The sequence below is a fragment of the Saccharibacillus sp. O23 genome, from assembly GCF_002205895.1.
Lineage (GTDB): Bacteria > Bacillota > Bacilli > Paenibacillales > Paenibacillaceae > Saccharibacillus.
Genome location: NZ_NJDE01000024.1, coordinates 32,644 through 57,370 on the forward strand (window position 1 = coordinate 32,644; position 24,727 = coordinate 57,370).

A 24,727-nucleotide genomic window follows, 5' to 3' on the forward strand; every position below is an offset into this window, starting at 1 on the left:
GAAGCTTGCGGGCGCAATCCCGAAGCCGCGCATATCGAAAAAAAGGAGGCGCACGCGATGTTCAAGAAGATCATGCCGCTGTTGATCGGAGCGGCGGCAGGAGGCGCCGCGGCTTGGGCCGCGGTCGAATTGTCGGTAAACCGGAGAGCCGGAGCTTCGCTGACGGACCGGATCGGCGAAGGGATTCCCGCGGTGTCCGGGTTCGGTCCGGCCGTTCTGCTGATCTTGGGTCTGGCGCTGCTCGTCATGTTCACGATCCTGCTGCACGAATTCGGCCATATGCTGGGCGCGGTCGTCGTCGGCAGCCGGATTACCCGTTTGTATTGGGGACCGTGGATCTTCCTGTTTCCGGAACGCCGCGTGCGCTTCGATTTCCGCAGCAAATTTTTCTTCGGCGCGATGCAGTGCGAGATTCGGCCATACGCCGACGACGCGTCGTTCGCTCGGGCGATCCGGGCGCAGCGAATCGTCTATGGCGCGGGACCCGCGTTCAGTCTGGCGACGGGCGCGGCCGCTTGGATCTTGGCGCCGGGCTTGTGGAGCATCGCAGGAGGCTACGGGTTGATCTCCGTCGGGATCGGTCTGGCGACGTTGGTCAGCGACGGCGCGGCGGCTGTCATGCTGGGCAAACGCAATTTCGCGTTGGTAACGGCTTGGAGCTTATTGATTCAAGAAGCGAGGCTGGACGAGAAGCGCCGCGCGTTCCTGACGGAAGCGAGCCTGCGGTATCTGGCCGAAGCGGCCGCATCCGCTCCTGCTTCGTCCCAAGGATCGAATAAAGGAGCAAAAGGAAGAGACCTCTACGATCTGTATCTGCTCTATTACGTCAAACTGATGCGGGAAGAACATGAGGTATCCGAGCCGGAGATCGCGTTGACCGAAGAAGCCGCAGCGGAACGGAGCCGAGAAGGGAAGCTTGCCAAGATGCGGCGCGACGCGCTGGACATGGCGCTGAGCGAGGAAGTGGTACGTCTCTGCGAATCGGGAGAACGGGAAGCGGCGGAAGAATTATACGCGAAGATCGGCGGCTCGCAAAGCAAACGTTCGCCGCTGCTGCTGAAAGCTCGGGCTTATATCGAACGCTCGGAAGAAGCGATTCGCGAGTACGAAGCTTCGGTGGACGCTTTGTCGAGCGATGCCGCTTCGTTCGGAGCGCTTCGCCAACTGGATCGGAAACGCCTGCAGCAAGCGGGCTTGGCCTAAAACGAATAACGCATCGAAAAAATTTCGAAAGAGGAGAACAAGAATGTATGAATACGATATTGTCCAGATCGAGATGAGCGGCTGGAAAGGCAAACCGAAGCAGGATCACCACGAGATCGTTCATGCTCACGCCCGCGAAGGTTGGCGGCTGGTGCATCTGTTCGCTCCGCCCGCGGCCGGTTACGGCACGGCGACGTTCATGGAGCTGTATTTCGAACGCGAGATCAAAAAGTAAAGAAACGCAAAAGAAAAAGCCCTGTCTGCCTCTCTAAGGCAAACGGGGCTTTTTTTATGGGCCGACCGTAGGCTGGCTAAGCGCAACGAGCCGAGCCTTTAACGCGCGTCTTACGCTTCGTCTTTGCTAGTCTGCGCACGATCCGCATAAGGGAAGATCGGATCTTGCAGCTTGAATTCGTACGTCAGTCCGTCTACGATGCCGACGACTTTATTGCTGTCGTACAGGTCCAGCAGGAAGCCGGCCATCTCGGCGGCGGTATGGAACTTTGCGACGGAAGTGCCGTACTCGAACCCGTCGAGATCGAATGCGTGCTGCGCGAATTCGGTCTCCGTCGCGGCGGGAGCGAGCACTTTGGCCTGCATCGGGAGCTTTTTGCTCCGAAGTTCCTGCGCGAGTCCTTCGGTAAAGGCGCTCACGTAGAACTTGGTCGCGCAGTACGTGACCGCGTTCGCCACGATCGTATAGCCGCCGCCCGACGAAATATTGAGAATCTGCGTGCCTTCTTTGTCCGCGTAATCGCGAACGTAGAGCGAGGAGAGAATGGTCAGCGCTTCGATATTCAGATGAAGCATCTGCTCGATCTTCGGCAGGTGCTGCTCGCCGACGGAAGCGAAGTTGCCGAACCCCGCGTTGTTGATCCACGTTTCGACGTCATAGCCTTGAAGACTCTCGTAGAACTCGTGAACGCGTTCGGCGACGGACAGATCGACCGTGCGGATCACCACGTCCAGACTGCCGTCGATCTCGGCGATTTTGCTTTTCAGCGCTTCCAGTTCTTCCGTGCGCCGCGCCGCCAGTACCAGATTCTTGCCGCGTGCCGCAAACGCCAAGGCCGCTTCGTAACCGATTCCGGAACTCGCGCCGGTAATCACCGTATACTTCATCTCGATTCCTCCTGTATGCATCCATAGAATAGTTGCCGTCGGTCCATGAGTCGATTATATTGATTAGAGCGTACTCTAAGTCAAGTCGGACAAGAAAGAAGGCATACGACCATGCTCACCATCGGCGAAACGGCGGAATTGTTAGGCATCAGCGCTCATACTTTACGGTATTACGAGAAAGAACAGATCGTCGTGCCGCACCGGGAACCGGGCGGAGATCGGCGTTACGACGAATCGCATATCGGCTGGCTGAAGTTCGTCATCAAGCTCAAAGAAACGCAGATGCCGATCGCGGCGATCCGGAAATACGCCGCGCTTGCGGCGGAAGGCGACCATACGTCCGAAGACCGCCTGAATCTGCTGGCCGAACATAAGCGTTCGATCCGCGCCCAGCTCGAGACGCTTCAAGCGGCGGACGAGATGCTGGAACGCAAGATCGCCGGCTACCGGACTTTTATCCATTCGTGAACGGAGTAGACCGCACCTAACCGATCGCAAGATTCTAAAAGACGTTTCCTTTTAAATACCTTCTCAACGTTAGCTGTAGGTTTACGCTCGACTAAACCGCCCTTGAAGCATGAGCGTTTTAGTCGAATGTAAACCTTGGCTTAAGAGTTGACAAGGTATCGGGAAACGTCTTTTTTTTAAACGGAATTTAAACTTGAGGTCGCTCTCCCTTTAACCTGGCGTCTCTATCATATAAAGCAACGAGACCAACGCGAGAGGTGAGGGACATGAACGAAATGATGATCGAGACCCGAAATTTGACGAAAAAGTATAAAGGGACCCGCGCGGTGGACGCGCTGAATCTGGCGATTCCCCGCGGCGAAATCTACGGCTTCCTCGGACCGAACGGAGCCGGCAAAACGACGACGATCCGCATGCTGCTGGGCCTGATCCGGCCGTCGAGCGGCGTGGTGCAGATCTTCGGGCAGGACTTGAAGCGCGACCGGATCAAGATTCTGCGCCGCGTCGGTTCGCTGGTCGAATATCCGTCGTATTACGGACATCTGAACGCGGTCGAGAATCTGGAGACGATTCGCCGGATTCTGAACGTGCCGAAGACCCGGATCGACGAAGTGTTACATACCGTCGGACTGACGAAGGACGCGAAGCGCCATGTCAAAGGCTATTCGCTCGGCATGAAGCAGCGTCTAGGGATCGCGGCGGCGCTGCTCGGCAGCCCGGAACTGCTGATTCTGGACGAACCGACGAACGGGCTGGACCCGTCGGGGATCTTGGAGATTCGCGAATTGATCAAAAAAATGCCGCAAGAGCAGGGCATTACCGTGTTGGTATCCAGCCACCTGCTGAGCGAGATCGAACAGATGGCGAGCAGCGTCGGAATCGTCAATCAAGGCAAAATGATCTTCCAAGACAGCATCTCGAATCTTCAGCGCAAAGCGGGCAGCGAGATTCATATCGCGTTGTCGGACGCGGAAGCGGCGATGATCACGGTGCGCGAGCAGGGCTGCTTCGCCCGCCTCGATCAAGGCAAGCTGATCTTCAAAGGCATCGACGACGGACAGATCGCCCGTCTGGTATCGGCTCTGGTCGACGCGCGTCACAGCATCTACCGGGTCGAAGAACGGCGCAAATCGCTGGAAGACTTGTTCCTGACGATGACGTCGGGAGCAAGCGGAAGCGCATCGGAGATCGCGGCGATCGGCAGCGGCGCGCCGCGCGGAGCCGGGCTGCGGAAGGAGGTCGCGCAATGATCGGCAAACTATTGTCGACAGACCTGCTCAAGATGCGGCGTACCGGCATCTGGTGGGTGGTCTTTATCGGACCTGTCGGCCTTGCGGCCATGCAGGCGCTCAATTTCGGGCTGCGTTACGACTATCTGGTGCAAGACCGTTACGCGTCCGATCCATGGGCCGGGTTGATCGGCGAGACGGGGATGTTCGTCCCGATCGCCATCTATCTGGCGATGACGCTGTTGATGGCGATGATCGCCAATATCGAGAACCGGCAGAATGCGTGGAAGCAGACGCTCGCGCTGCCGGTGCGGCGTTCGCAAGTGTTCGCGTCGAAGTTTCTGGCCTGCTTGATCCAACTGTTGGTCGCCTGCGTGCTGCTGGCCGCATCGGTCGCGATCGTCGGACTGGTTCTGAAATTCGAAGGCCCGGTGCCGATCATCGATCTGCTGACGCTCGGCGCGTATCCGATGTTGGCTTCGCTGCCGATGCTCGGCTTGATGCTCTGGATGACGCTCACGCTGCGCAATCAGGCGATTCCGATCTCGCTCGGCATCGCGGCTTCGTTGGTATCGGTATTCGGGGCTTCGATGCCGGAGATCGTGCCGCTCGCGTGGCCGGCGGTCGTCTTGGCCAACGGCGAAGCCGCGCTGCGGTACTCGGGCTTCGGCATTGCCCTGTTCGCGGTGCTCTATCTGCTCGGCTCGATTCATTTCTCGAGAAAGGACGTGGCTTGATATGAATACTTGGATCTCGGCGCTTCGCAGCGAACGGATCAAGCTGGGGCGCTCGCAGATTCTGCTGCTTGCCGTATTCGCGCCGCTGATTAGCATGCTGATCGGATTTCTGGCGAATCTGGACAGCGCGGGCAGCGAAGCGGAAGCTTGGGAAGGGCTGCTGCTGGCGATGTCGATGCTGCACGCCATGTTCTTTTTGCCGATGATGACGGGCATATTCTCGGCGTTCGTCTGCCGCTACGAACACGCGGGCGGAGGATGGAAGCAGATCTTGTCGCTGCCGGTATCCCGTTCGGCGCTGTATATGGCGAAACTGCTCACCGTGGCCGGCGCGCTGGCTCTGTCTCAATTGTTGTTCTCGGTCGGACTGCTGATCGTGGGCGCGGTCAAAGGCTTCGATCTCGGAAGCGTGCCGTGGGACGTGCTGTCTGCCCGATTGATCGGCGGATTCGTGGCTTGCCTGCCGCTCGCGGCGCTGCAATTGTTCGTCTCGACGATGTGGAGCAGCTTCGCCGCGCCGCTCGTACTGAACATGATCTTTACCGTGCCGAATATCCTGATCGCCAATTCCGCGACTTTCGGTCCTTATTATCCGTGGGTGCAGCCGCTGCTGGCGATGCTTCCGAGCGGCGGAGGTTACGATTTCGGAGCCTTTTCGCTGCCGTTCGAGAATCTGATGATCACGGTCGGAGGAAGCTTCGTGCTGTTCTTGGCCGCGGGACTGATTTATTTCGTAAGGAAACCGGTATAAGGGCCCAAACGTATGATAAACGGACATATAAAAAACACAAGTCGAACGCATAATAGGACTTGAAAAGAAAACGCAGGGGAAATTCGTCGGGATTCGTCCATAAGGATGAGCGAAAGCAGGACTTTATCCGATATAAGGTTCAGAAGGAAAAAATATGTTCAAGCGGGGACCTCATCGAATCCAACTATCGTGCTCCCGCTGCGTTTATAGCATAAGGAGGCGTAATTCATGATTCGAGAAGGGATAACCAAACGGGCAGCGGTCGCGGCGTTCGCCGCCGCGCTGCTGATTACGGGAACGACGAGTCAGGCGTCCGCATCGGAAGCGGAGATGTCGGGAACCTACGCGGTCGTCGAAGGAGCGGTTCCCGCCGCTGTGCAGACGGCGGCCGCGGAGACGCAGACGCTTCGCGCGGCGAACGGCGAGATCGTCGGCGAAGAAGCGAGCATCGCGAATCTGTTGGAATCGAACGGTGCCGAAGGCAAAGGATTTTCGGTATTCTGCATCTCGCTCGCCGTCTCGCTGGCTCTGATGCTCGGCATCTTCGGATTGACGCTGCGCAGAAAGAAGCATCGCGGACATTGAGCGGAAGACAGCCGCATTCACGCAAAAAAGCCCCGAACTCGGCATGAGACTGCCGAACATTCGGGGCTTTTTGCTATGGACGAGAAGCGATTAACCGACAGCAGGCGCTTGAGCGACGACGTCGAGACCTGCGCGAATGATCTCGCAAGAACGTTCGAACGAACTTTTTTCGTCGTCGCTCAGATTGAATTCGATCAGTTCTTCGATGCCGTCCGCTCCGATGATGGCCGGCACGCCGACGCAGACGTCGCGCTGGCCGTATTCGCCGTCCAGAATCGCCGAGACCGCGATGATCCGGTGATCGTCGTTCAAGATGGAACGGGTGATATAGGCGATCGCGCTGCCGATGCCGAACTGGGTCGAGCCTTTGCGGGTGAAGATTTCCCAACCGGCGTCTTTGGTCTTGCGGGCGATATCTTGAAGATCCAGATTCGGGAAACGCAGCTTATGCTCTTCCGCGATATGCAGAATCGGCTTGCCGCCGATGGTGACATGCGACCAAGCGACGAACTGCGACTCGCCGTGCTCGCCCATCGCATAACCGTGAACGCTGCGCGGATCGACTTGGAACACGTCGGCCAGCAGCGTCTTGAGGCGGGCGGAGTCGATCGAAGTGCCCGTGCCGATCACCCGGTGGCGCGGCAGTCCCGAGACTTGGGCGGTGATATGCGTGACCACGTCGACCGGATTGGCCGCGACGACGAAGATGCCGTCGAATCCGCTCTCCATGACGGAAGTCGTCACTTCGCGCGTGATCGCCGCCGCGTCGGCGATGATGTCCATGCGCGTCTGTCCGGCTTTGACGTTGGCTCCGGCCGTCATCACCACGATGTCCGCATCCGCGCAGTCCGCGTAATGTCCGGCGCGCACGCGCGTCCGCGTGGAGGTGAAGTCCGCGCAGTGGGACAGATCCAGCGCTTGCGCGAGCGCGTGTTCATGGTTGCGGCTGACGATGACGATCTCGTCGCAGATCGATTGGTTAATCATGGCGTAAGCGCAGCTCGATCCGACCAGACCCGATCCGATAATCGCGACTTTTCGATTTTTTCTGCCCATGTTCGCACTCCCTGTCATCAGAAATTTGTATCACTTTATATAAGAGTGAAAGAAATTATCGTTTACATGCTTACATGAAAAAATATAGAAACTTTTAACCTTTTTCATTTTAACGGAAAAAAGAACGGTTGTCAGCTTAAAAATCGGCGAATATGTTACGATACATGACATGTTTGTCGATCCGAAGAACGCAGATGACAGAGAACAGAACAACGGCGCAAAAACGAGCGAGCTGAGCGGATCGGCCGCGAACGGGTAAAAAGATGAAGGAAGCGCGATGAAAGAGTAGGATAGAAAGACAAACTTAGCGGAGGTGCAAGATCGAATGACGCAAAAACAAAAATTCGTATTGGCGAGCCGTCCGAAAGGCGCGCCTACGCCCGAAAACTTCGAACTCAAAACGGAAGAACTCGGATCGCCGAGCGAAGGCGAGATCGCGGTCGAGACCTTGTATCTGTCGGTCGACCCTTATATGCGCGGCCGGATGAAAGACGCCAAGTCTTATTCCAAACCTTTTGAAATTGGCGGCGTCATCACGGGCGGATCGGTCGGACGCGTGATCGAAAGCCGTCACGAACGCTACAAAGAAGGCGATATCGTCCTCGGCGGTTGGGGTTGGCAGACGCACGCGATCCTTAAAGGCGAAGAAGCGAATCCGGTCGATCCGGACTTGGCTCCGATCCAGACGGCGCTCGGCGTGCTGGGCATGACGGGCATGACCGCTTACTTCGGCCTGCTGGATATCGGCCAGCCGAAACCGGGCGAGACGGTCGTCGTCTCCGGCGCGGGCGGAGCGGTCGGCATGATCGTCGGCCAGATCGCGAAGATCAAAGGCGCGCGGGCCGTCGGCATCTCCGGTTCGGAAGAGAAAAACCGCTACCTGCTCGAAGAACTCGGGTTCGACGCGGTCATCAACTACAAGACGGAGAATGTCAAAGAAGCGCTGGAGAAAGCTTGCCCGGACGGCGTGGACGTGTATTTCGACAACGTCGGCGGCACGATCAGCGATGCGGTGCTCGAGCAGTTGAATCCGAACGCGCGAATTCCGCTCTGCGGACAGATTTCTCTCTATAATGAAGAGAATCCCGAACCGGGCCCGCGTTTCCTTCCGCTGCTGCTGACCCGTACGGCTCTGGTCAAAGGATTCTTGGTCGGTCAATACGCGGAACGTTACGGCGAAGCGGTTCCCGAGATGGCCAAATGGCTGCAAGAAGGCAAATTGAAATACCGCGAGAACATTATCGAAGGATTCGAACGCACGCCGGAAGCGTTTATCGGGCTGTTCAGCGGCGAGAATCTGGGCAAGCAGTTGGTTAAGGCGTAAAAAGAACAAACGGCTCGGACCGCGGAAAAACGATCGGATGCGGTCGCTGCAAAAGCAGGCATATCGATCGACGAAGCGAGGTTCGAACGCTGCACGGCGGCACAATAGATCACGAAAAAGCAGCTTGTCCGCTATCGGACAAGCTGCTTTTTTGATGCGTTTTATTCGGACGATGCGCGTAGACTTGCGGAAAAGCACCGGAAGCGGCGAGTTCGTTCGTTATGAGATGGCCGATGTCGAACATCATTTGGCCGACAAATATTTCTGCTTCAACGCGACGATGCGCGCGGCGCTCTCGTCGATGCGCTGCTCGCTGATCTGACCGGATTCGACCGCTTTCTTGATCGCTCGGATCGTCTCGATCGCGTTATCCGCGCCGTGCGCGACCAGCACGATATCGCTGCCCGCTTGAACGGAACGGACGGCCGCGTCGCCGAGTCCGTAGTTCTCGGCAATCGCGCCCATCGTCATATCGTCGGTCATCACCACGCCTTCGAACCCGAGTTTGCCGCGCAGCAAGTCGGTGATGACGGCTTTCGACATCGAAGACGGATACTTCCCGTCCAGCTTCGGCAGCAGGATATGCGCGATCATGACGACGTCCGCGCCGTCCGCGATCGCCTTCTTGAACGGGATCAATTCCAGCTTCTCCAATTGGGCGAGGCTCTTGTTCACGACCGGAAGCGCGATATGCGAATCGACGGAAGTGTCGCCGTGTCCCGGGAAATGCTTGACCACCGGAATGATCTGCTTGGATTCCAGCCCTTCCATCACGGGCAGGGCGATCTTCGAGACCCGGTTCGCGTCGCTGCCGAACGAGCGGTCGCCGATCACCGGGTTATCCGGGTTGCTGTTCACGTCCAGCACCGGCGCATAATCGAGATTGAAGCCCTGCGAGCGAAGCTGCTCGCCCAGCTGTTCGCCGATCGACCGGGCGTAAGCCGGATCGTTCTTCGCGCCGATCGCGGCGGCGGTAGGCACTTTGTCGACGCCTTTGAGCCGGGCGACGCGGCCGCCTTCCTGATCGACGCTGACGAAGAGCGGCAGATCGCCGCGCGGATTCGCGGCTCGGACTTCGGCGGCGAACTGCTTGGTCTGCGCCGCCGAGCGGATATTGTCGGCGTAGAAGATCACGCCGCCGACGCCGTAATCGCGGATCAGGGCGCGGTCGGCTTCGCGCAGCGAAGTGCCTTCGAGGCCGGCGATCACCATCTGGCCGATCTTCTGGTCGAGCGTCATGCCGGCGAGCAGGTCGTCGGCCGCGCCGTTCGGCGTCGAAGTTTCGCTGTCCGGCGTCGACGGCTCCGCGGGAGCCTGCGGCGAGGCGGACGGACTCGAAGACGGAGCGTTCGGCGAAGTCTGGCCTGCGGCGCTGCCGCCATCGCCCGCTTGCGCGCTCTCCGTCCGAACGGGACCGATCAGCGAGAGATGATCGAGCGCCGGGTTGTCGCGATTCTCGTCTTTGCTGCCGGAGCCGCTGCCTGCGGCGGCGCTTGCGCCGGAAGTCGGCAGCGGACCGGACAGAATCCAGCGCAGCGTATAGCCGTTCGGCAGCTTGTAGCCGAGGATCGCTTGATCCACGTCGTTGTCCCGGTACGATTTGACGCTGTCGGCATCGCCCAGCTTATCGACGATGTCGCGGTAACGGATCTCTTGCAGATCGTCGCGATCCGAACGCAGATCGACGACGATGCCTTTCTTGTAGCCGACGGTGGCATCCTGCGCCGGGTAATCGGCATAGACGGAACCGCCGCTTTGCGACGTCCGCTTCGGTGCCTGCCACAGCGATTCGACTTCTTGTTCGCGGGTGAGTCCTACGACGAAGTCCGAGCCTTCGATCTTGCCCTGCTTCGCCAGCGCCGCGATCGCGGCCACGCGGTCCGCCGCCGAAGCGTTCGCGGTCTCGTCCGCGGCGGAATCTTGCGCGCCGCTCGTAGCCGGATCTTGTTCGGCCGAATTCTGGGTCGCGTTCTGCTGAGCCGGAGAATCCGCGGACTGCGGCTCGGACGTACGGTCCGACGGGTTAAGAATCAGAAAAATGCCTGCGACGATCAGCGCCAGCAGGATGCCGCATACGGCGAACCAAGTTCCGGTAAATTTACGGTTCGAACGGTTCTTGCGGGAATGTCGGGTACTGCGGGCGGTACGGGGCATAGCTATAGTGCTCCTTTCGATGAAGCGGATAAAATTCGAATAAGCGAAGCTTGAGCGCTGCGATATCGTTGACGTCGCGAAGCGGCGAATGGTTGCACGGGCGGAAGACGCAGAGCGGAAAATCCGATCGCGAACCCAACATACCCGGAAATACGATTCCGATCTGATCGGATTCGGCGGACCGATCTCTTCCGTCAGGTCGTCTCGCGCTTCACCAGCCCGAACGTTAACGGCTTGAGCGCGATCTGCCGTCCGAGCAGGCCGGGCGAGAGCAGAGCGAAAGCGTTATACGCCTGATCGCGGATCGGGTTCTGCACGCTGGTCAAGCCGAGCGTCTCGGCGATCTGCATATTGTCGAAGCTGACGATCCGCAGCTTCCCGGGCACGTCCCAGCCCAGACGCCGAGCTTCGCTCAACACGCCCGCCGCGACATAATCGTTCGCGCAGACGATCGCCTGCGGCAGCTCGCCCGGCTCCGGCGCTTCGTCGGCGTAAGGCCGTACGGGGCCGCCGCTCACGGCGTCTTCGTGCGGCCCGCCGAACGCTTCCGCCGGCGCGGCCTCGGCTTCCGGGCTTTCCAGCCTCGGCCGGAAAGCCCGCTCGTCCGCCGAGCGGCCGTCGCCTGCCGCTTCGCCCGGCAGGCTTCCCGCGGAAGCGCCGCTCCGCGCGAGACCTTCGGCTTCGCCGGCCGCGAGCATGCCCGGCTCGCCCGCGAACGCTTCGCGCCGCGCCGGGCTCTGCGCGGCGGAAGGCCCCGCCGGCAAGCCGAGCAGCCGGCGGACCACTGTCTGGCCGTCTTCCAGATGGTAGACGGCCTTGAAGTACCAGTCCCGGCGCGCCGCGAGGCCGCGCGCGGACATCAGGTCCTCGTAAGCTTGAATCCGGCGATGCGTATTCAAGCTGCTCGGACGGCCGAACGCGTTGGCGATCTTCGTGACGCCGAGCGAGAGCAAATGCTCGACGGCCAATTTGTAGCCGTCGTATTGATCCATCGCCACGGACGGGATATCCGGGTGGTCCATGCGCTGCCACGAGACGATGGGGCCGTATTTGCCGTAAGAGCTGACCACGGCCGAATCGTTGACGCAGGTCAAGATCAGCAGGCCGTCGACCCTTTTCTGCTTGAGGTCTTCGAATGCCAACAGTTCCCGCGACCGGTCGGAATCCGACGTGTAGATGATCGTCTGGAAGCCGTATTCGGCCGCGACTTCGACGAAGCTGGTCATGAACGGCAGAATGACTTCCGTGATGCCCGACGTGATCATGCCGAGCTGCATCGTGCGCCCTTTGGACAACGAGACGGCGTTGCGGTTCGGCACGTAGTCCATTTCGCGGATGACACGCAGGATTTTCTCCCGAGTCTCGGGGCTGACATGGCGGGATTTATTGAGCACGCGCGAGACCGTGGCTTTGGAGAAGCCCGACAATTTCGCAATTTCTTCAAGATTGGACATGGAATCGCTCCTTGGGGTTGACGTGGAACGCGTTTCACGATTTATGCTGGATTCAGGGCAGTTCGCCGGGCGCTCGAACGAGGCGGCGGAAGACCTGTCCGGGCAGTTCTTTTCCATTCTACCATACAGGAGTGAATCGATAATGAGCACACGGTTTCCGGAGAACTTTTTGTGGGGCGGCGCGGTAGCGGCGAACCAACTCGAGGGCGCGTATCAGACGGACGGCAAAGGCTGGTCGATCCAAGACGTGACGCCGCGAGGCGGAATCGGCGTAAACGGACACGACAGCGACCCGCTGATCACGGAAGTCCCGACCGAAGACAATATGAAGCTGATCGGCATCGATTTCTATAACCGTTATAAAGAAGACGTGAAGCTGTTCGCGGAAATGGGCTTCAAAGTCTTCCGCACGTCTATCGCTTGGTCGCGCATTTTCCCGAAAGGCGACGAAGCCGAGCCGAACGAAGCGGGTCTGCAATTCTACGACGACCTGTTCGACGAATGCCGCAAATACGGCATCGAGCCGCTCGTCACCATTTCCCACTACGAGACGCCGCTGCACTTGTCGCGCGAATACGACGGTTGGGTCAACCGCAAACTGGTCGACTTCTACGTGCATTACGCGACGACCGTGTTCAAGCGCTACAAAGACAAAGTCAAATACTGGCTGACGTTCAACGAGATCAACTCGATCCTCGAAGCGCCGTTCATGAGCGGAGGCATCTCCACGCCGAAGAAGCAGCTCAGCAAGCAGGATCTGTATCAAGCGATCCACCACGAGCTGGTCGCGAGCGCCAAGACGGTCAAAGTCGGACACGAGATCAATCCGGACTTCAAGATCGGCTGCATGGTCCTCAGCATGCCGATCTATCCGCTGACGCCGAATCCGGACGACGTGATTCAAGCGATGGAATCGGATCATAAGAACATGGCGTTCGCCGATATCCACGTGCGCGGCGCTTACCCGGGCTACATGAAACGTTACCTGCGCGAGAATAATATCACGATCAAGTTCGAAGAAGGCGACGAAGAAGCGCTGAAGCATACCGTCGATTTCGTATCGTTCAGCTACTACATGAGCATCTGCGAGACGGCCGACCCCGCGATGAAAGCCAGAGGCGCGGGCAACCTGCTCGGCGGCGTGCCGAACCCGCATCTGCAAGCGAGCGAGTGGGGCTGGCAGATCGACCCCAAAGGACTGCGTTACGTGCTGAACTATTTCTGGGACAGATACCAGAAACCGCTGTTCATCGTGGAAAACGGTCTGGGCGCGGTCGACGAACTGATCACGAACGAGCAGGGCGAGAAGACGGTCGAAGACGATTACCGCATCAACTACCTGAACGATCACCTCGTTCAAGTCGGCGAAGCGATCGAAGACGGCGTCGAAGTGATGGGCTACACGACTTGGGGCTGCATCGACCTCGTCAGCGCCTCCACGGCGCAGCTCAAGAAACGTTACGGCTTCATCTACGTCGACCGTCACGACGACGGCAGCGGCACGCTGGAACGTTACAAGAAAAAATCGTTCGATTGGTACAAAGAAGTCATCGCGACGAACGGCAAAAGTTTGAAGCGTTAAGACGCTTCAAGCGCCTTGCGTCACGAACTGCATAAAGCGAAGCCGCCGGATCTTGTCCGGCGGCTTTTTCGCGTCTTGTTCGATAAGCGGCGATGAAACGAAAAAAGACGTCTCCCGAAAGGAAGGCGTCCTGAAGCCGCGTTCGAAAGTCGCGCAGGCTGTAAAAGAGAGTCGACTCGGAGAACAGTTCGTTTCCGTAAGCTCGCGAAGGGCTTAGGTAACGCTCTAAAGGATCGTAGATTCGTTAGAACCGCCAAACAACCCTTTTCGAAATTCTAACGGATCGTCGATTCCTTAGCCGTCCGATTGCCCTCTTTTCCGGACGAAAACCCGCCTATTTTCATTCTAAGCGTCATCTGGTTCCGTTAGAATTTCAAAACTGTTCGAAATGCCCGCTAAGCGTCACCTCGATCCGTTAGAAACCGAAGGTCGATCTCACCGATCTTTTCGCGAAAAGGCATGGACTGTCGAGAATTTTTCGATAAAAAGGACGCCTCCTCTACGGGAGCCGTCCTTTTCGTTACCGCCCTTCGGCGATCAACCGCCGCAGCAGTTCTGTGCTGGCGGCGTCTTTGCCGCGTCTGGGGCGGCCGCTACGCTTTCGCCGCTCCGCTCTCCGTCTCGCCGCCGGCCGAACCGCCCGTCATGCGTTTGAAACGCAGCAGCATGTTCAAGCGCCAATGCAGGATCATGCCGAAAGCGAGGATAAAGAACACGCCGCCGGTCTGCGGCAGGGTGACGAAGCGTTCCACATACCCGTGCAGCGCGAGGCGGATCGCGATCAGCACGACGAGAATGACCAAGAACGCTTTGGAACGTCTGACGAACAGATCGCTGCCGACCTGCTCGAATTTGGTGCCGAGAATCAGCGGGTAAGCGAACAAGAACCAGCCGACCAGGAAGGCCGAGAGCGCGCCGATCCACGGGATCTGGATATCGCGGATCACGAACATGAAGAAGCCGGTCGCCATGCCGATCGGCGGCATCATGATCTTGCGGGCGCTAAGCGGCCGTTTGCTGGCTTTCATCCGCATGAACAGCGCCATGAACGCCATTCCGGCGAAGAACAAAGTGAACAATACGCTGAGCAGAATGGGATTCAACGAAAAAAAGCGATCGAAGATCGAGTTGATCCAGTCTATCATCTATAGGCCTCTTCTCTGTAAGGAATCGAAAAACGCGCCGAACGGTCTGTTCGAACGTCGCGGCGGCGATTTCAGTATACCACAAGGTGCCCCTCCTTTTTAAAGCGCCCGGGCGCGAAGCCGCCATTTTAGGGTAAGATTAAGATAAGATAGAGAATGGAAACAAATCCCGACGGCTTCCAGCCGTGGAATCTTTCACCGAACGGAGTGGCCGAGATGCCTAACAAAAAAATTCTGATTGCTGAAGACGAAATGGTGCTGCGGTTTTTGCTGACGGAAACGCTCGAGGACGAAGGCTACGACATCGACGAAGCGGAAGACGGAAAGCTCGCGATGGACAGTCTGCGTTACGGCGACTACGATCTGATCATTCTCGACTACATGATGCCCGAAGCGACAGGGATCGAAGTCTGCCGCTGGCTGCGCAGCGAAGGCGGCGTCAACGCGAACAAACCCGTGATTCTGCTGACGGCGAAAGCCGAAGAGAAAGATCGGAATCTGGCGATGCAGGTCGGGGTGTCCAAATTCATCTCCAAGCCTTTTAGTCCGATGGAACTGGCCGACGTCGTGCGCGATCTGGTCGAAGGCGGCGTTTTATGAGAAGCGCGTCTTCCGGAGGAATGTCGCGCCGGATCGCTTACCGAACGCTGGCTTTTTTCTTGATTCTCGGCGTATTGCTCGGGACGGCCGAATTGACGGTGCATCGGCAGTACGCCTCGTTATCGGGAGAGCTTGAGGAACGGATCGAACATATGAACCAGCTGCGGGAAGCGGAGCGGGCTTTTCTGGAATCGGTCTCGTATCTTCGCGCTTACGCGGCTTACGGACGGGAGGATCTGCAAGACCAGGCGATGTCGGCCCGTACGGATTACGATCGGCTGTTCGGTCAGCTTCGCGATGTCTATAAAGGCGAATCCGAGATCGGCGAATTGGAGGAGCTGAACGCGAATTTCGATAGCTACTCCATTCAGATGATGCGTTGGATCGCGACCGGGGATCGAGAGCGCATGGCCGATTTGTCGGCCTCTCAAGGAAGTTCGTTGGTGCGGCAGATGGAAACGGAATTTTCGGATCTGGTCGATCAGCAGCGCAGCCGGATTCTGGAAGTGACGGATCATATCCGTACGTTAGGACGTCTCGTGCTGATCGTGCCCGTTCTCGCGCTGATCGCGGCGCTCGTGGCGGCTTTCCTGCTGATTCGTTATCTGAAGAAAGCTTTTATCGCGCCCGTCGTGGCCGCGGAAGCGGCGGTAGGCCGCATCGAACGCGGAGACCTCGTCGATCCGGGCGACGGCGTTCGGCGCGACGACGAGATCGGACGGCTGCTCGGCGGGATCGGACGGATGGCGGAAGGCATTCGCAGCCGCCAATCGGAGCTTGAGAACAATCTGCTTCAGATGGAAGAACAGCGCGAAGAATTGGAAGCGCAGAACGACGAGTTGGAAGCGCAGAACGAGCAAATTCTCGATCAGCGAAGCCGGTTGGAGCAGGCGCTCCAGCGTTTGACCAGCCGAGAGCGTCAGTTGGAAGCGATCAACGTGTACCAGCAGTCTTTGGTCGGGCTGACGGACTTGAACGATTTTCTGAAACGGGCGATCGGGCAGCTCTTGTTGGTTACCGAGCGCGATGCCGCCATGCTCGTCATGCGGGACGGCAAGCGCGGCGAACCTGCCGCACGCGAGAAGGGCGAGGCTTCGCGGGATTTCGGGGCGCGGGATGCGCTCCGCGGCGATTCGATTCGTTCGCGCTTCGGCGAAGAAGGATACGAAATGCTGTACAGCAGCGGGTACCCGCTGGAGGCGCTGGAGAACTTTACCGGCGAGCCGGCGGGCCCCGCGCTGCAAGCGATGTTGGCCAATCGTCCTTTGACCCGCCGGCGTCCGGCGTCGGGCGCGGAGGTCGGCGCGCACGGAGCGTATTCGGTCGCCATCGATACGTATTATCCGGTATACAGCGGAGACGGAGAAGACCGTCCGGCCGGCTTCCTGCTGCTGACGACTTACGGGGATCGCCCCGCGCTGGCAGGGGAAGAAGAGTTGGCGGACGGCATGGTCCGCCAATTCCTCGGCGCTTTGTTCGCGCAGCTGACCCAATCGGAACGCCAGCGTCAGAGCCGCGAATTGGAACGGCTGAATCGGGAATTGGAGCAGGAGAAACGCAATCTGAGCCATCAACGCGACGCTACCCAACAGGTGATCGATTCGATCTACGAAGCGCTGGTCGTCTGCTTGCCGTCGGGCGAGATCCTGATGAGCAACCGGGTAACGGCCGAATTGTTGGACCCGGCCTTCTCGGCGGGAGCCAACTTCGTGGAGGTCATGGAAGAAGTCAACCGGCGTTACGGCATCGAGAGCGATGCCGGAAAACGAATCCGAGCGGCGCTGGATAACGGCTTGAACGGTACCAAAGCGCGCTACACGTTCGATCCTCCCGGCCGAACGACCCGTCATTTCGAAGTCTACGTGCAGCGAATCGAAGACGTGGTCTGGGGGGACGTTCGATTGTTCGTGTTCCGCGACCGGACCGAGGAAGAAGAGAGCAATCGGCTGCGCGACGAATTCGTCAGCGTCGTCTCTCACGAACTGCGAACGCCGCTCGCGAGCATTCTGGGATTTGCCGAAATCATGCTTCACCGCACGGTCAAACCGGAACGGGCGCAGAAATATCTCAGCACGATTCACGGCGAGGCGACGCGTTTGTCGGGATTGATCGGCGATTTCCTCGATCTCCAGCGGATCGAAGCCGGCAAGCAGACTTACCGGATGCTGCCGATCGATCTCAAGGCGCTGACGCGGGACGTGGCGGCTCAGTGGGACGGACGTTCGGGCCACGCCGTTCGCCTGCATCTGCCGCAAGAAGTCTGCGCGGCACGCAGCGACGGCGATCGCTTGAAGCAGGTGCTGCATAACCTGCTCAGCAACGCGATCAAATATTCGCCGGGCCGGGAGTTCGTCGACTGTTCGATCCGATACGAGCCGGCCGACGAACAGAGCGGCGGTTCGCAGCCGGAGTCCGCTTCGGGGGATTCGGCCGCCGACGCCGGACGCTGGATCGTCGAAGTCCGAGATTACGGGCTGGGAATTCCCGAAGAAGCCAAGCCGAAGCTGTTCGGCAAGTTCTATCGGGTAGACAATTCCGACAGGCGGCAGATCGGAGGCACGGGACTTGGACTTGCGATCGTCAAGGAGATGGTCGAAGCGCTCGGCGGCGAAATCTCGTTCGATTCCGAGCTCGGCGAAGGCAGCACGTTCCGGTTCTCGCTGCCGGAGCTGCATTTGCCGTCGCCGGCCGGAACCGTACTGGTATTGGAAGACGATGCCAGCTTGGGGCGGTTGGTCGAAGATTCGTTCGTCGGGGAAGGGTTGCGCGTGTGCCGATTCGACGAGGCGGAGAGCGCGCTGCTCGCTCTGGAAGCCGCGAAAGAGCAGGGAACGCCTCTGCTGTGCATCGTCGATCTGTCTTTGGCCGGCGACCTGAACGGATGGGACTTCATCCGCCGGCTCGCGGCGGACGGAAATCTTCGTCAGGTTCCCGTCATCGTCTCGTCGGCGCTCGACCCGCCGGCCGATTACGCGGAAAGCGAAGCAGAGAAGTACCTGCGCAAGCCGTTCAGCGTGCGCGAACTGCTCGAAGTGGGCCTGCGGTTGACCGAGAAACCGACCGAGGCTTTGTCGCTTGCGCTCCCCGTGCCGAGCGAATCGTTGGCAAGAGCCGCGCTTCGAACGAACGGACTGGATGCGCAGCAGATCGAAGTAAGACCGGACTTCGCGATTATAGAAGTCCGAACGGACGAGTAGTACTCTGTACCAAGCAAAGGTAAGGTTACGCTCGTCCAAAACGCGCTAGACCCGTGCGCATTTCGTCCAAACGTAAGCCTATTATTTGACCTGATACAGAGTACTAGGGAGGACCCTTATGAATAAATACCAGAAGATGTTTATCGACCAGACGGGAGAAAATCTGGAGCGCATTTTGCGTCCCGGCGTTCGGACGGACGAGCGGACGGTATATCGCATGATCCATTCGATCAAAGGCACGTCGGGAACGATCGATCTGCATGAATGGTATCAAGCTTCCCTGAGATTGTTGGAGCGATTCGACGAACACGGCGATCGCGTTTTCGCGGGGGAAGACTTACACCGGGAGCTGCATGAATTCGAGGTACTGTTGGAGAAGGCCAGGCAAGAGCGCGCTCGGGAAGACGGGGGATTGCTGCCGCTTCGCGCCGACCGTCCGGATACCAGTCCTGCCGCCGGAACGGCCGCTTCGAAGCCGGATACGGCGGCAGGAACGGACGAAGAGCGCCGGCCGGCCGTCAGCCTGCGCGAATCGTTGAGCAGGCGCCTCGGAGCGTCGGATCGTCCGCAGACGCCGAGCGATGGAGAAGCGGCTGCCGCTTCGTCCGCTGCCGCTGCGCCTGCGGCGCAGCCGGGATCGGCAGGCGGCGCCGCTCAGGTCGGCGGGACCCGCCCCGATCTCGCGGCGCCTGATGCGAATCCGATGAATCCGAGAACGGAGAGTTCGGAATCCGAAGGCACCGTGCTGCTGCTCGACGACGATGTCGGGCTGCTCGCGTGGCTCAAAGACGTGCTGGAAGAACGAGGATTTACCGTGCTGGCGACGCCCCGCTTCGACAAAGCGGTCGAATGGTTCTACGAAAGACTGCCGGATTGCGCGGTGTTGGACGTGTTGATGCCGGAACAGAGCGGCTTCGATCTGATGGAGCGTATCCGCGAATTGTGCGACCGTTACATGATTCCGGTCGCGTTGATGACGGGCAAGACCGACAGCGCGACCCGCATTCGCGCTTACGAGAGCGGCGTCGACGATTTTCTGACCAAGCCGGTGAATCCCGACGAATTCGTCGTGCGGATTCGCCGTTTGATCCGCCGCCGCCGCCGGCTTACCGGACAGCTGCTGCTCGATCAGACGACGGGCGCTTACGGCATGCCTTTTCTGGAGCGCGAATTGTCCCGGCAGATCGAACTTCTGGACGGTCGGGAAGAGAAGCTTGCGGTCGCGGCGGTCCAACTGGACGGCCTGCGGCGCCTCAACGAGCGCACGGGCTATCGCAAAGGAGACCGGCTGCTGAAGACTTTCTCGGACGAAGTGCGCAAGCGGCTGCGTCCGCAGGATATTTGGGCGCGCGACCGGGCCAATCAATTTTTCCTTCTTCAGCCTGGAATCGATCAGGCGCGAAGCAGGGCGTGGTTGAGCGGAATTCTGGAAAATCCGGAACTGCGGGCCGCGCTCGATGCCGAAGACGTAAGCTGCGTGTACGGCGTAACGGACGCCGGGCCCGGCATGTCCCGGCAGCAGGTGCTGGCCGGGGCGGTCCGCTCGATCGCCGGCGCAAGAAGAGCAGCCGAAACGGCAGAAGCGCCGGTTTCCGAGGCTTCGCGTCAACTCCGGCTGGCGATCGTGGACGACGACCCGTTGATTCGCAGCATTTTGGAGAACCAGCTTCAGAGTCTGGAAGAAGAATACGAGTTGGAGATCCGTTCTTTCGCGGACGGCGAAGAGTTCTTGAGCGATCCTTGGCATACGGGGGGAGCCCGATATCTGCTCATCCTTGATCGGATGATGCCGAGAATGAACGGAATGGAAGTGCTGACGCGACTTCACGGCGGCGGGTACGAATCGATCTATACGGTGCTGATGCTGACCGGCGTCGGCGACGAACGAGGAATCGCGGAAGCGATGCGAGCGGGTACCGACGATTATATGACCAAACCTTTCAGTCTGGTCGAACTCGAAGCGCGGGTTCGCCGCCTGCTCGGAAAGGCGGGCGGCCCGACATGAGTGACGCCGGTATGGCTCGCCTGCTCGCGACGGCAGCCGCGGTCTTGATCCTGCTGATCGCGCTCATCTTGTTCTATCTGGTCGAACGCAAGCTTCTGCGCGCCCGCTATCGGCAGGAAGTGGCTCAAGCGGTCGAATGGTTCGCGCTGCCGGATTCGCCGCTGTCGGATTATCTCGGCAGCGGCGAACGGACCCGACGGCTGCAAGCTTCGGGCGACGGGCTGCGCCGGGAAGCGCTGGAAGAAGCGCTGTTGAAGCGCCTGACGGTCAGCGCTTCGCAGACCGAACGCGAACGGATCTATGCGTTCGCGGCGGACTATTTCGGCGAAGAGTACGAAGGTTTGTTGAACAAGCGCCGTTGGAGCGATCGGATGAACGTGCTGCTGCACATCGAGAAATTCAAGATGTCCGGAGCCAAAGATTCGCTTCTGCGCAGGCTTGAGCGGCTTCCGGAAAGCCCCAAGCACGACGACGAGCGTTTTCTGCTGATTCGTACGCTGGCATCTCTGCATGCGGAAGAAGCGCTCGACTATCTGGAAGTCGCGTCGCGAAGGTTCTCCGAACTTCAGCTGCTGCAGATGCTGCGTCCGCTGGACGGAGAGATGCTGGAACGGTTGCTGCGCGATTTCGATCGACTTCCGATCCGGATTCGCCGCTGCTTGCTGGACACGCTGAGAATCGGCAACGTGCGTACGACCGAAGTCTTGGCGCTGTTCGAGCGCTGCATCCGTTCGGAAGACCGCGAGACGCGGATCCGGGCATTCAAGGCGTTGGCGAATTTCGGCTATATGACCGAGGAAGCCGCCGATTGGCTGGAGTCTTCGATGGCCCGAAGCGCGGAATTCGAATGGCCCGAGCGCCTGATGCATGCCCGTTTGGCCGGAGCGGTACGCGAAGAACGATTCGCTCCGCATCTCGAACGCCTGATGGCGGACCCTTCTTACGAAGTGCGCCGCGAAGCGGCTTCTGCCTTGGCGCAGTATCGCGGCGGCATGGATCGGATCGCCGGAATCGCGAAGGAACATCCGGACCGCTTCGCGCGGGACATGGCGGTGGAAACGCTGGAAAGGAGGGCATATGAGCGGAACGTGGGTTGACGCATTGGTGGAAATCCACCGTGTTTTCGGCATAGTCATCATCGTCTACGTGGCGATGTCGGCTGCCGTATACTTATTCTTGACCGCTGCCGCAGCGTTCAGCTTATGGCGCGACCGGGACTTGAGCGAGATTCAATACAGCGCCGTGCTGGAGACGGAACTTGTTCCGCCGCTCAGCATTATCGTGCCTGCCTACAACGAAGAGATCAATATCGTCGGCAGCGTACGCTCCCTTCTGAGCATCAACTACAAGCAGTTCGAGATCGTCGTCGTCAACGACGGGTCCAAAGACAAGACGGTAGACATCATGCTGCAGGAGTTCGACATGACGGAAGTGAAAGGGCGGGTGCCTTTTTCCGGACTCAAAAAAGAAACCAAACCGATCCGCGCCGTGTACCGTTCGCTGCGCCATCCCAATCTGGTTCTGGTCGACAAAGAAAACGGCGGCAAAGCCGACGCGCTCAACGTGGGGATCAACGTCTGCCGTTATCCGTATTTCGTTTCGCTCGACGGCGATACGGTGCTCGATACGGACGCGTTTATCAAAGTCGTCAAACCGATCATGGATGCGCGTCCCGGCGAAGAGATCGTGGCGACCGGCGGCAGCGTCGGAATCGCCAACGGAAGCACCGTGGACAGCGGCTACCTGAACAGCGCCAGCGTCCGCTTGTCGAACAAACCGCTGGTCGTGATGCAGGTCGTGGAGTATCTGCGGGCCTTCCTGATGGGGAGAATCGGTCTCAGCCGCTACAACATGCTGCTGCTCGTCTCGGGCGCGTTCGGCGTGTTCAAGAAGAGTTGGGTCGTCGAAGCCGGCGGTTACGAGACGGGAACGATCGGCGAAGACATGGAGCTGACGGTGCGCCTGCACGAGCTGATCCGCCGCAAGAAAAGCAAAGCGAGAATCGTCTACGTGCCCGAGCCGGTCTGCTGGACGGAAGCGCCCGAGAGCCTGACGATCTTGAAAAGGCAGCGGACGAGATGGCATCGGGGCTTGTACGAGAGCCTGCGGTCGCACAAAAACATGATTTTGAATCCCCGGTACGGACGGGTGGGACTGGGTTCGATGCCCTTCTTCTTGTTCATCGAGCTGCTCGGGCCGTTGGTGGAATTGTTGGGATACGCCACGGTCCTGCTGGGATTTTTCCTCGACCGGATCAACGTGGAGATCTCGCTGATGCTGGCGCTCGTCATGCTGCTGTTCGGTTCGCTGATGTCCACGATGAGCGTTCTGTTCGAAGAATGGCGGTTCCATAACTACAATCGGATCTCGGATACGTTCCGGCTGTTCTTCTACGCGCTGTCCGAATCGTTCTGGTATCGTCCGCTCATGACATGGTGGCGGACGGTCGGCTTGTTCCAAGCGATTCGCGGCAAAAAGCACGGCTGGGGCGAAATGACCCGCGTCAACGTGCTGGGCGCGAACAAAAAGCCGGCGATCGGTCCGGGCGCAAGCCCGATCGCCGTTCCCGCGGAAGTCGTGTCGGCGCAGCCGGAGAACCCGGCCGAGCAAACCGCGGAAAGCGAAAAAAAAGCGGCGGCTCCGACGGCCGAAACGCCGCAGCTTCCGCTTAAAGCTCCGGCCAAAGCCAAAAAGCCCGTTCCGCGTTTCTGGGCCGGACTTGCCGCTTCGATGCTGCTTCTCTTGACGCCTTGGATCGTCTGGGAAGCTTCTCCGGCCAAAACGCTGTCGATCGCCGTGCTGGACAAGACGGTCAACGACGACGGCTACCGCGAGCACAAAGGATTGTTTTGGATCTTGAATCAACAGAAATACCGGATGCCCGGCGGCGGCAAATATTTGTACGACCGCGATTATTACGGATACGATCCGGCCGTGATGGGCGAACGTCCGGAGGAACGAACGATGGCTAACCTCAGCCCGGACACGCAGTTGATCTATGTCGCGGACACCTACGGCCCGGCCGAGACCGGCATCGCGGACGATCCCGATGCCGGAGTTCCGACCAACGCGGGCGGACAGGAACCGACGGCGCGGCAGGGCGGCATGAAGACGCTCGACGTCAACGTGTTGGAAACGGCCGCTTCGCGCGGCTCGATGCTGGTGGCGGAGTTCAATTCCGTGGCCGCGCCGACCGAAGAGCCGGTGCGCAACCGCGCGGGCGCGCTGCTCGGTATGAAATGGACCGGCTGGACGGCCAGATATTTCCCGAACTTGGCGCAGGGCGGGGAGATTCCCGACTGGGTTCCGAGCCGCTACCGCGAGATTACCGGGCAGACTTGGGATTATACGGGAGGCGGATTCTTGTTCGTTCACGAATCGGGCGACGTGTTCGTGCTGCGCGACGGCGAAGAGTCCGACGGAGGCGCGCGGATCTCGTTCACGGAAGCCGGACGCGAACGCTTCGGCCTCGACGCGAAGACTCGATATAATTATTGGTTCGATATCGTGACGGCGTCGGGCGGCAGCGAGGTGTTGGCGGAATACGATCTGCCGCTGACGGCCAACGGCCGCGCGGTGCTTGCCGAGCGAGGCGTGCCCGAGCAGTTCCCGGCCGTTATTCGCCGGGAAGCCTCGGCGGAAGCGGCAGAGGCTTCGCTACCGTTCGGGGCGACCGCTTCGCCTGCGGCCGGGCAGGTCAGCTACTATTTCGCCGGAGACTACGCCGACCGTACCAGTTATCCGTTTTGGCGGCGTTACGCCGGTTGGCCGACGTTCAAGAGCTGGTTCACGCTCGATACGCGCAACAGCGAAGATGCTTTCTATTGGCATGTCTATGTGCCGATGATGGATAAAGTCTTAGCCGAAGCGGCCGATCTCAAGGTCGAGGCGGAGTAGGTTGGTTATGGTAAGGCCGCCCCGCGTCCGCAAGGCACGGGTGCGCGAGCCTTTTAATACAGGTAATTTCCAAACGAATATCGAAAAAGACATTCTTTTTTGCGTTTTTCCGTCAACGCGTAAAAGTTCGTCCTCGTTTTGGTAAAATAGGGATTCACAAAACGGCGAAAGGCCCTTATAATGCAAGTGTAAGCCCTTTCAATACAACCCTGACTTGG

At 59.2% G+C, this 24,727-nt stretch carries 18 protein-coding genes and 1 pseudogene; 14 read left to right on the forward strand and 5 right to left on the reverse strand.

The window, feature by feature from the left end; genetic code table 11:
• Positions 1-57 precede the first annotated feature (57 nt).
• Both CDO73_RS22375 and CDO73_RS22380 read left to right on the forward strand, forming a co-directional pair.
• Entirely contained in the window at positions 58-1,203 is a 1,146-nt protein-coding gene (locus CDO73_RS22375; RefSeq protein ID WP_088490747.1) for a M50 family metallopeptidase, read from the forward strand.
• Positions 1,204-1,246: 43 nt separating this feature from the next.
• Complete coding sequence (locus CDO73_RS22380) at positions 1,247-1,438, forward strand: DUF4177 domain-containing protein (RefSeq protein WP_088490748.1); 192 nt, start codon at positions 1,247-1,249, stop codon at positions 1,436-1,438.
• 110 nt (positions 1,439-1,548) lie between these two features.
• Here the strand turns inward: CDO73_RS22380 and CDO73_RS22385 are convergent, their stop codons facing one another.
• Positions 1,549-2,325, reverse strand: coding sequence for an SDR family NAD(P)-dependent oxidoreductase (locus CDO73_RS22385; protein ID WP_088490749.1), 777 nt, complete (start codon positions 2,323-2,325; stop codon positions 1,549-1,551).
• Between the two features lie 111 nt (positions 2,326-2,436).
• On the opposite strand from CDO73_RS22385, the gene CDO73_RS22390 reads away from it, so the two are divergent.
• The 5 genes from CDO73_RS22390 to CDO73_RS22410 all read left to right on the forward strand — a co-directional run bounded on the left by CDO73_RS22390 (position 2,437) and on the right by CDO73_RS22410 (position 6,095).
• On the forward strand, positions 2,437-2,793 hold the full coding sequence (locus tag CDO73_RS22390) for a MerR family transcriptional regulator (protein WP_088490750.1): 357 nt from the start codon (positions 2,437-2,439) through the stop codon (positions 2,791-2,793).
• Positions 2,794-3,059: 266 nt separating this feature from the next.
• Positions 3,060-4,043: an ABC transporter ATP-binding protein gene (locus CDO73_RS22395; protein ID WP_088490751.1), complete on the forward strand. Its 984-nt coding sequence runs from the start codon at positions 3,060-3,062 to the stop codon at positions 4,041-4,043.
• Entirely contained in the window at positions 4,040-4,759 is a 720-nt protein-coding gene (locus CDO73_RS22400; protein ID WP_088490752.1) for an ABC transporter permease, read from the forward strand. Before CDO73_RS22395 ends, CDO73_RS22400 begins: the two co-directional genes overlap by 4 nt.
• Before the next feature lies 1 nt (position 4,760).
• Complete coding sequence (locus CDO73_RS22405; RefSeq protein WP_088490753.1) at positions 4,761-5,510, forward strand: ABC transporter permease; 750 nt, start codon at positions 4,761-4,763, stop codon at positions 5,508-5,510.
• Positions 5,511-5,738: 228 nt separating this feature from the next.
• On the forward strand, positions 5,739-6,095 hold the full coding sequence (locus CDO73_RS22410) for a hypothetical protein (protein WP_088490754.1): 357 nt from the start codon (positions 5,739-5,741) through the stop codon (positions 6,093-6,095).
• Positions 6,096-6,185: 90 nt separating this feature from the next.
• Here CDO73_RS22410 and CDO73_RS22415 read toward each other — a convergent pair whose 3' ends face one another.
• Positions 6,186-7,151, reverse strand: a complete 966-nt coding sequence (locus CDO73_RS22415) for an L-lactate dehydrogenase (protein WP_088490755.1) — start codon at positions 7,149-7,151, stop codon at positions 6,186-6,188.
• A gap of 325 nt (positions 7,152-7,476) precedes the next feature.
• On the opposite strand from CDO73_RS22415, the gene CDO73_RS22420 reads away from it, so the two are divergent.
• Positions 7,477-8,475, forward strand: coding sequence for an NADP-dependent oxidoreductase (locus CDO73_RS22420; protein WP_088490756.1), 999 nt, complete (start codon positions 7,477-7,479; stop codon positions 8,473-8,475).
• 243 nt (positions 8,476-8,718) lie between these two features.
• Here the strand turns inward: CDO73_RS22420 and nagZ are convergent, their stop codons facing one another.
• Together nagZ and CDO73_RS27270 are read right to left on the reverse strand one after the other, a co-directional pair.
• Positions 8,719-10,629, reverse strand: coding sequence for a beta-N-acetylhexosaminidase (gene nagZ / locus CDO73_RS22425; protein ID WP_088490757.1), 1,911 nt, complete (start codon positions 10,627-10,629; stop codon positions 8,719-8,721).
• 194 nt (positions 10,630-10,823) lie between these two features.
• On the reverse strand, positions 10,824-12,083 hold the full coding sequence (locus CDO73_RS27270) for a LacI family DNA-binding transcriptional regulator (protein WP_088490758.1): 1,260 nt from the start codon (positions 12,081-12,083) through the stop codon (positions 10,824-10,826).
• A 142-nt stretch (positions 12,084-12,225) separates the two neighbouring features.
• Between CDO73_RS27270 and CDO73_RS22435 the strand changes: the two genes are divergently transcribed.
• A complete protein-coding gene (locus tag CDO73_RS22435; protein WP_088490759.1) occupies positions 12,226-13,665 on the forward strand; it encodes a glycoside hydrolase family 1 protein in 1,440 nt (479 codons plus the stop codon).
• Positions 13,666-14,258: 593 nt separating this feature from the next.
• Here the strand turns inward: CDO73_RS22435 and CDO73_RS22440 are convergent.
• On the reverse strand, positions 14,259-14,810 hold the full coding sequence (locus tag CDO73_RS22440) for a CcdC family protein (protein ID WP_088490760.1): 552 nt from the start codon (positions 14,808-14,810) through the stop codon (positions 14,259-14,261).
• Positions 14,811-15,026: 216 nt separating this feature from the next.
• Between CDO73_RS22440 and CDO73_RS22445 the strand changes: the two genes are divergently transcribed.
• The 5 genes and pseudogenes from CDO73_RS22445 to CDO73_RS27505 all read left to right on the forward strand — a co-directional run.
• Positions 15,027-15,410, forward strand: coding sequence for a response regulator transcription factor (locus tag CDO73_RS22445; RefSeq protein WP_088490761.1), 384 nt, complete (start codon positions 15,027-15,029; stop codon positions 15,408-15,410).
• The gene (locus tag CDO73_RS22450; RefSeq protein ID WP_088490762.1) at positions 15,407-18,607 is read left to right on the forward strand and encodes an ATP-binding protein; all 3,201 of its coding nucleotides are present in this window, start codon (positions 15,407-15,409) and stop codon (positions 18,605-18,607) included. The genes CDO73_RS22445 and CDO73_RS22450 overlap by 4 nt, the downstream gene beginning before the upstream one ends.
• Positions 18,608-18,725: 118 nt before the next feature.
• Positions 18,726-20,612: a response regulator gene (locus tag CDO73_RS22455; protein WP_088490763.1), complete on the forward strand. Its 1,887-nt coding sequence runs from the start codon at positions 18,726-18,728 to the stop codon at positions 20,610-20,612.
• The gene (locus CDO73_RS22460) at positions 20,609-21,709 is read left to right on the forward strand and encodes a HEAT repeat domain-containing protein (protein WP_143536170.1); all 1,101 of its coding nucleotides are present in this window, start codon (positions 20,609-20,611) and stop codon (positions 21,707-21,709) included. Before CDO73_RS22455 ends, CDO73_RS22460 begins: the two co-directional genes overlap by 4 nt.
• Positions 21,690-23,123: pseudogene (locus tag CDO73_RS27505) on the forward strand (glycosyltransferase family 2 protein); the annotation flags it as partial. The gene CDO73_RS22460 and the pseudogene CDO73_RS27505, both read left to right, overlap by 20 nt.
• Positions 23,124-24,727: the final 1,604 nt, after the last annotated feature.

Excerpts from the sequence above, each read along its gene's own strand:
- CDO73_RS22375 (WP_088490747.1), top strand. The coding sequence starts at position 58 with ATGTTCAAGAAGATCATGCCGCTGTTGATCGGAGCGGCGGCAGGAGGC.
- CDO73_RS22380 (WP_088490748.1), top strand. The coding sequence starts at position 1,247 with ATGTATGAATACGATATTGTCCAGATCGAGATGAGCGGCTGGAAAGGC.
- CDO73_RS22385 (WP_088490749.1), bottom strand. The coding sequence starts at position 2,325 with ATGAAGTATACGGTGATTACCGGCGCGAGTTCCGGAATCGGTTACGAA.
- CDO73_RS22390 (WP_088490750.1), top strand. The coding sequence starts at position 2,437 with ATGCTCACCATCGGCGAAACGGCGGAATTGTTAGGCATCAGCGCTCAT.
- CDO73_RS22395 (WP_088490751.1), top strand. The coding sequence starts at position 3,060 with ATGAACGAAATGATGATCGAGACCCGAAATTTGACGAAAAAGTATAAA.
- CDO73_RS22400 (WP_088490752.1), top strand. The coding sequence starts at position 4,040 with ATGATCGGCAAACTATTGTCGACAGACCTGCTCAAGATGCGGCGTACC.
- CDO73_RS22405 (WP_088490753.1), top strand. The coding sequence starts at position 4,761 with ATGAATACTTGGATCTCGGCGCTTCGCAGCGAACGGATCAAGCTGGGG.
- CDO73_RS22410 (WP_088490754.1), top strand. The coding sequence starts at position 5,739 with ATGATTCGAGAAGGGATAACCAAACGGGCAGCGGTCGCGGCGTTCGCC.
- CDO73_RS22415 (WP_088490755.1), bottom strand. The coding sequence starts at position 7,151 with ATGGGCAGAAAAAATCGAAAAGTCGCGATTATCGGATCGGGTCTGGTC.
- CDO73_RS22420 (WP_088490756.1), top strand. The coding sequence starts at position 7,477 with ATGACGCAAAAACAAAAATTCGTATTGGCGAGCCGTCCGAAAGGCGCG.
- nagZ (WP_088490757.1), bottom strand. The coding sequence starts at position 10,629 with ATGCCCCGTACCGCCCGCAGTACCCGACATTCCCGCAAGAACCGTTCG.
- CDO73_RS27270 (WP_088490758.1), bottom strand. The coding sequence starts at position 12,083 with ATGTCCAATCTTGAAGAAATTGCGAAATTGTCGGGCTTCTCCAAAGCC.
- CDO73_RS22435 (WP_088490759.1), top strand. The coding sequence starts at position 12,226 with ATGAGCACACGGTTTCCGGAGAACTTTTTGTGGGGCGGCGCGGTAGCG.
- CDO73_RS22440 (WP_088490760.1), bottom strand. The coding sequence starts at position 14,810 with ATGATAGACTGGATCAACTCGATCTTCGATCGCTTTTTTTCGTTGAAT.
- CDO73_RS22445 (WP_088490761.1), top strand. The coding sequence starts at position 15,027 with ATGCCTAACAAAAAAATTCTGATTGCTGAAGACGAAATGGTGCTGCGG.
- CDO73_RS22450 (WP_088490762.1), top strand. The coding sequence starts at position 15,407 with ATGAGAAGCGCGTCTTCCGGAGGAATGTCGCGCCGGATCGCTTACCGA.
- CDO73_RS22455 (WP_088490763.1), top strand. The coding sequence starts at position 18,726 with ATGAATAAATACCAGAAGATGTTTATCGACCAGACGGGAGAAAATCTG.
- CDO73_RS22460 (WP_143536170.1), top strand. The coding sequence starts at position 20,609 with ATGAGTGACGCCGGTATGGCTCGCCTGCTCGCGACGGCAGCCGCGGTC.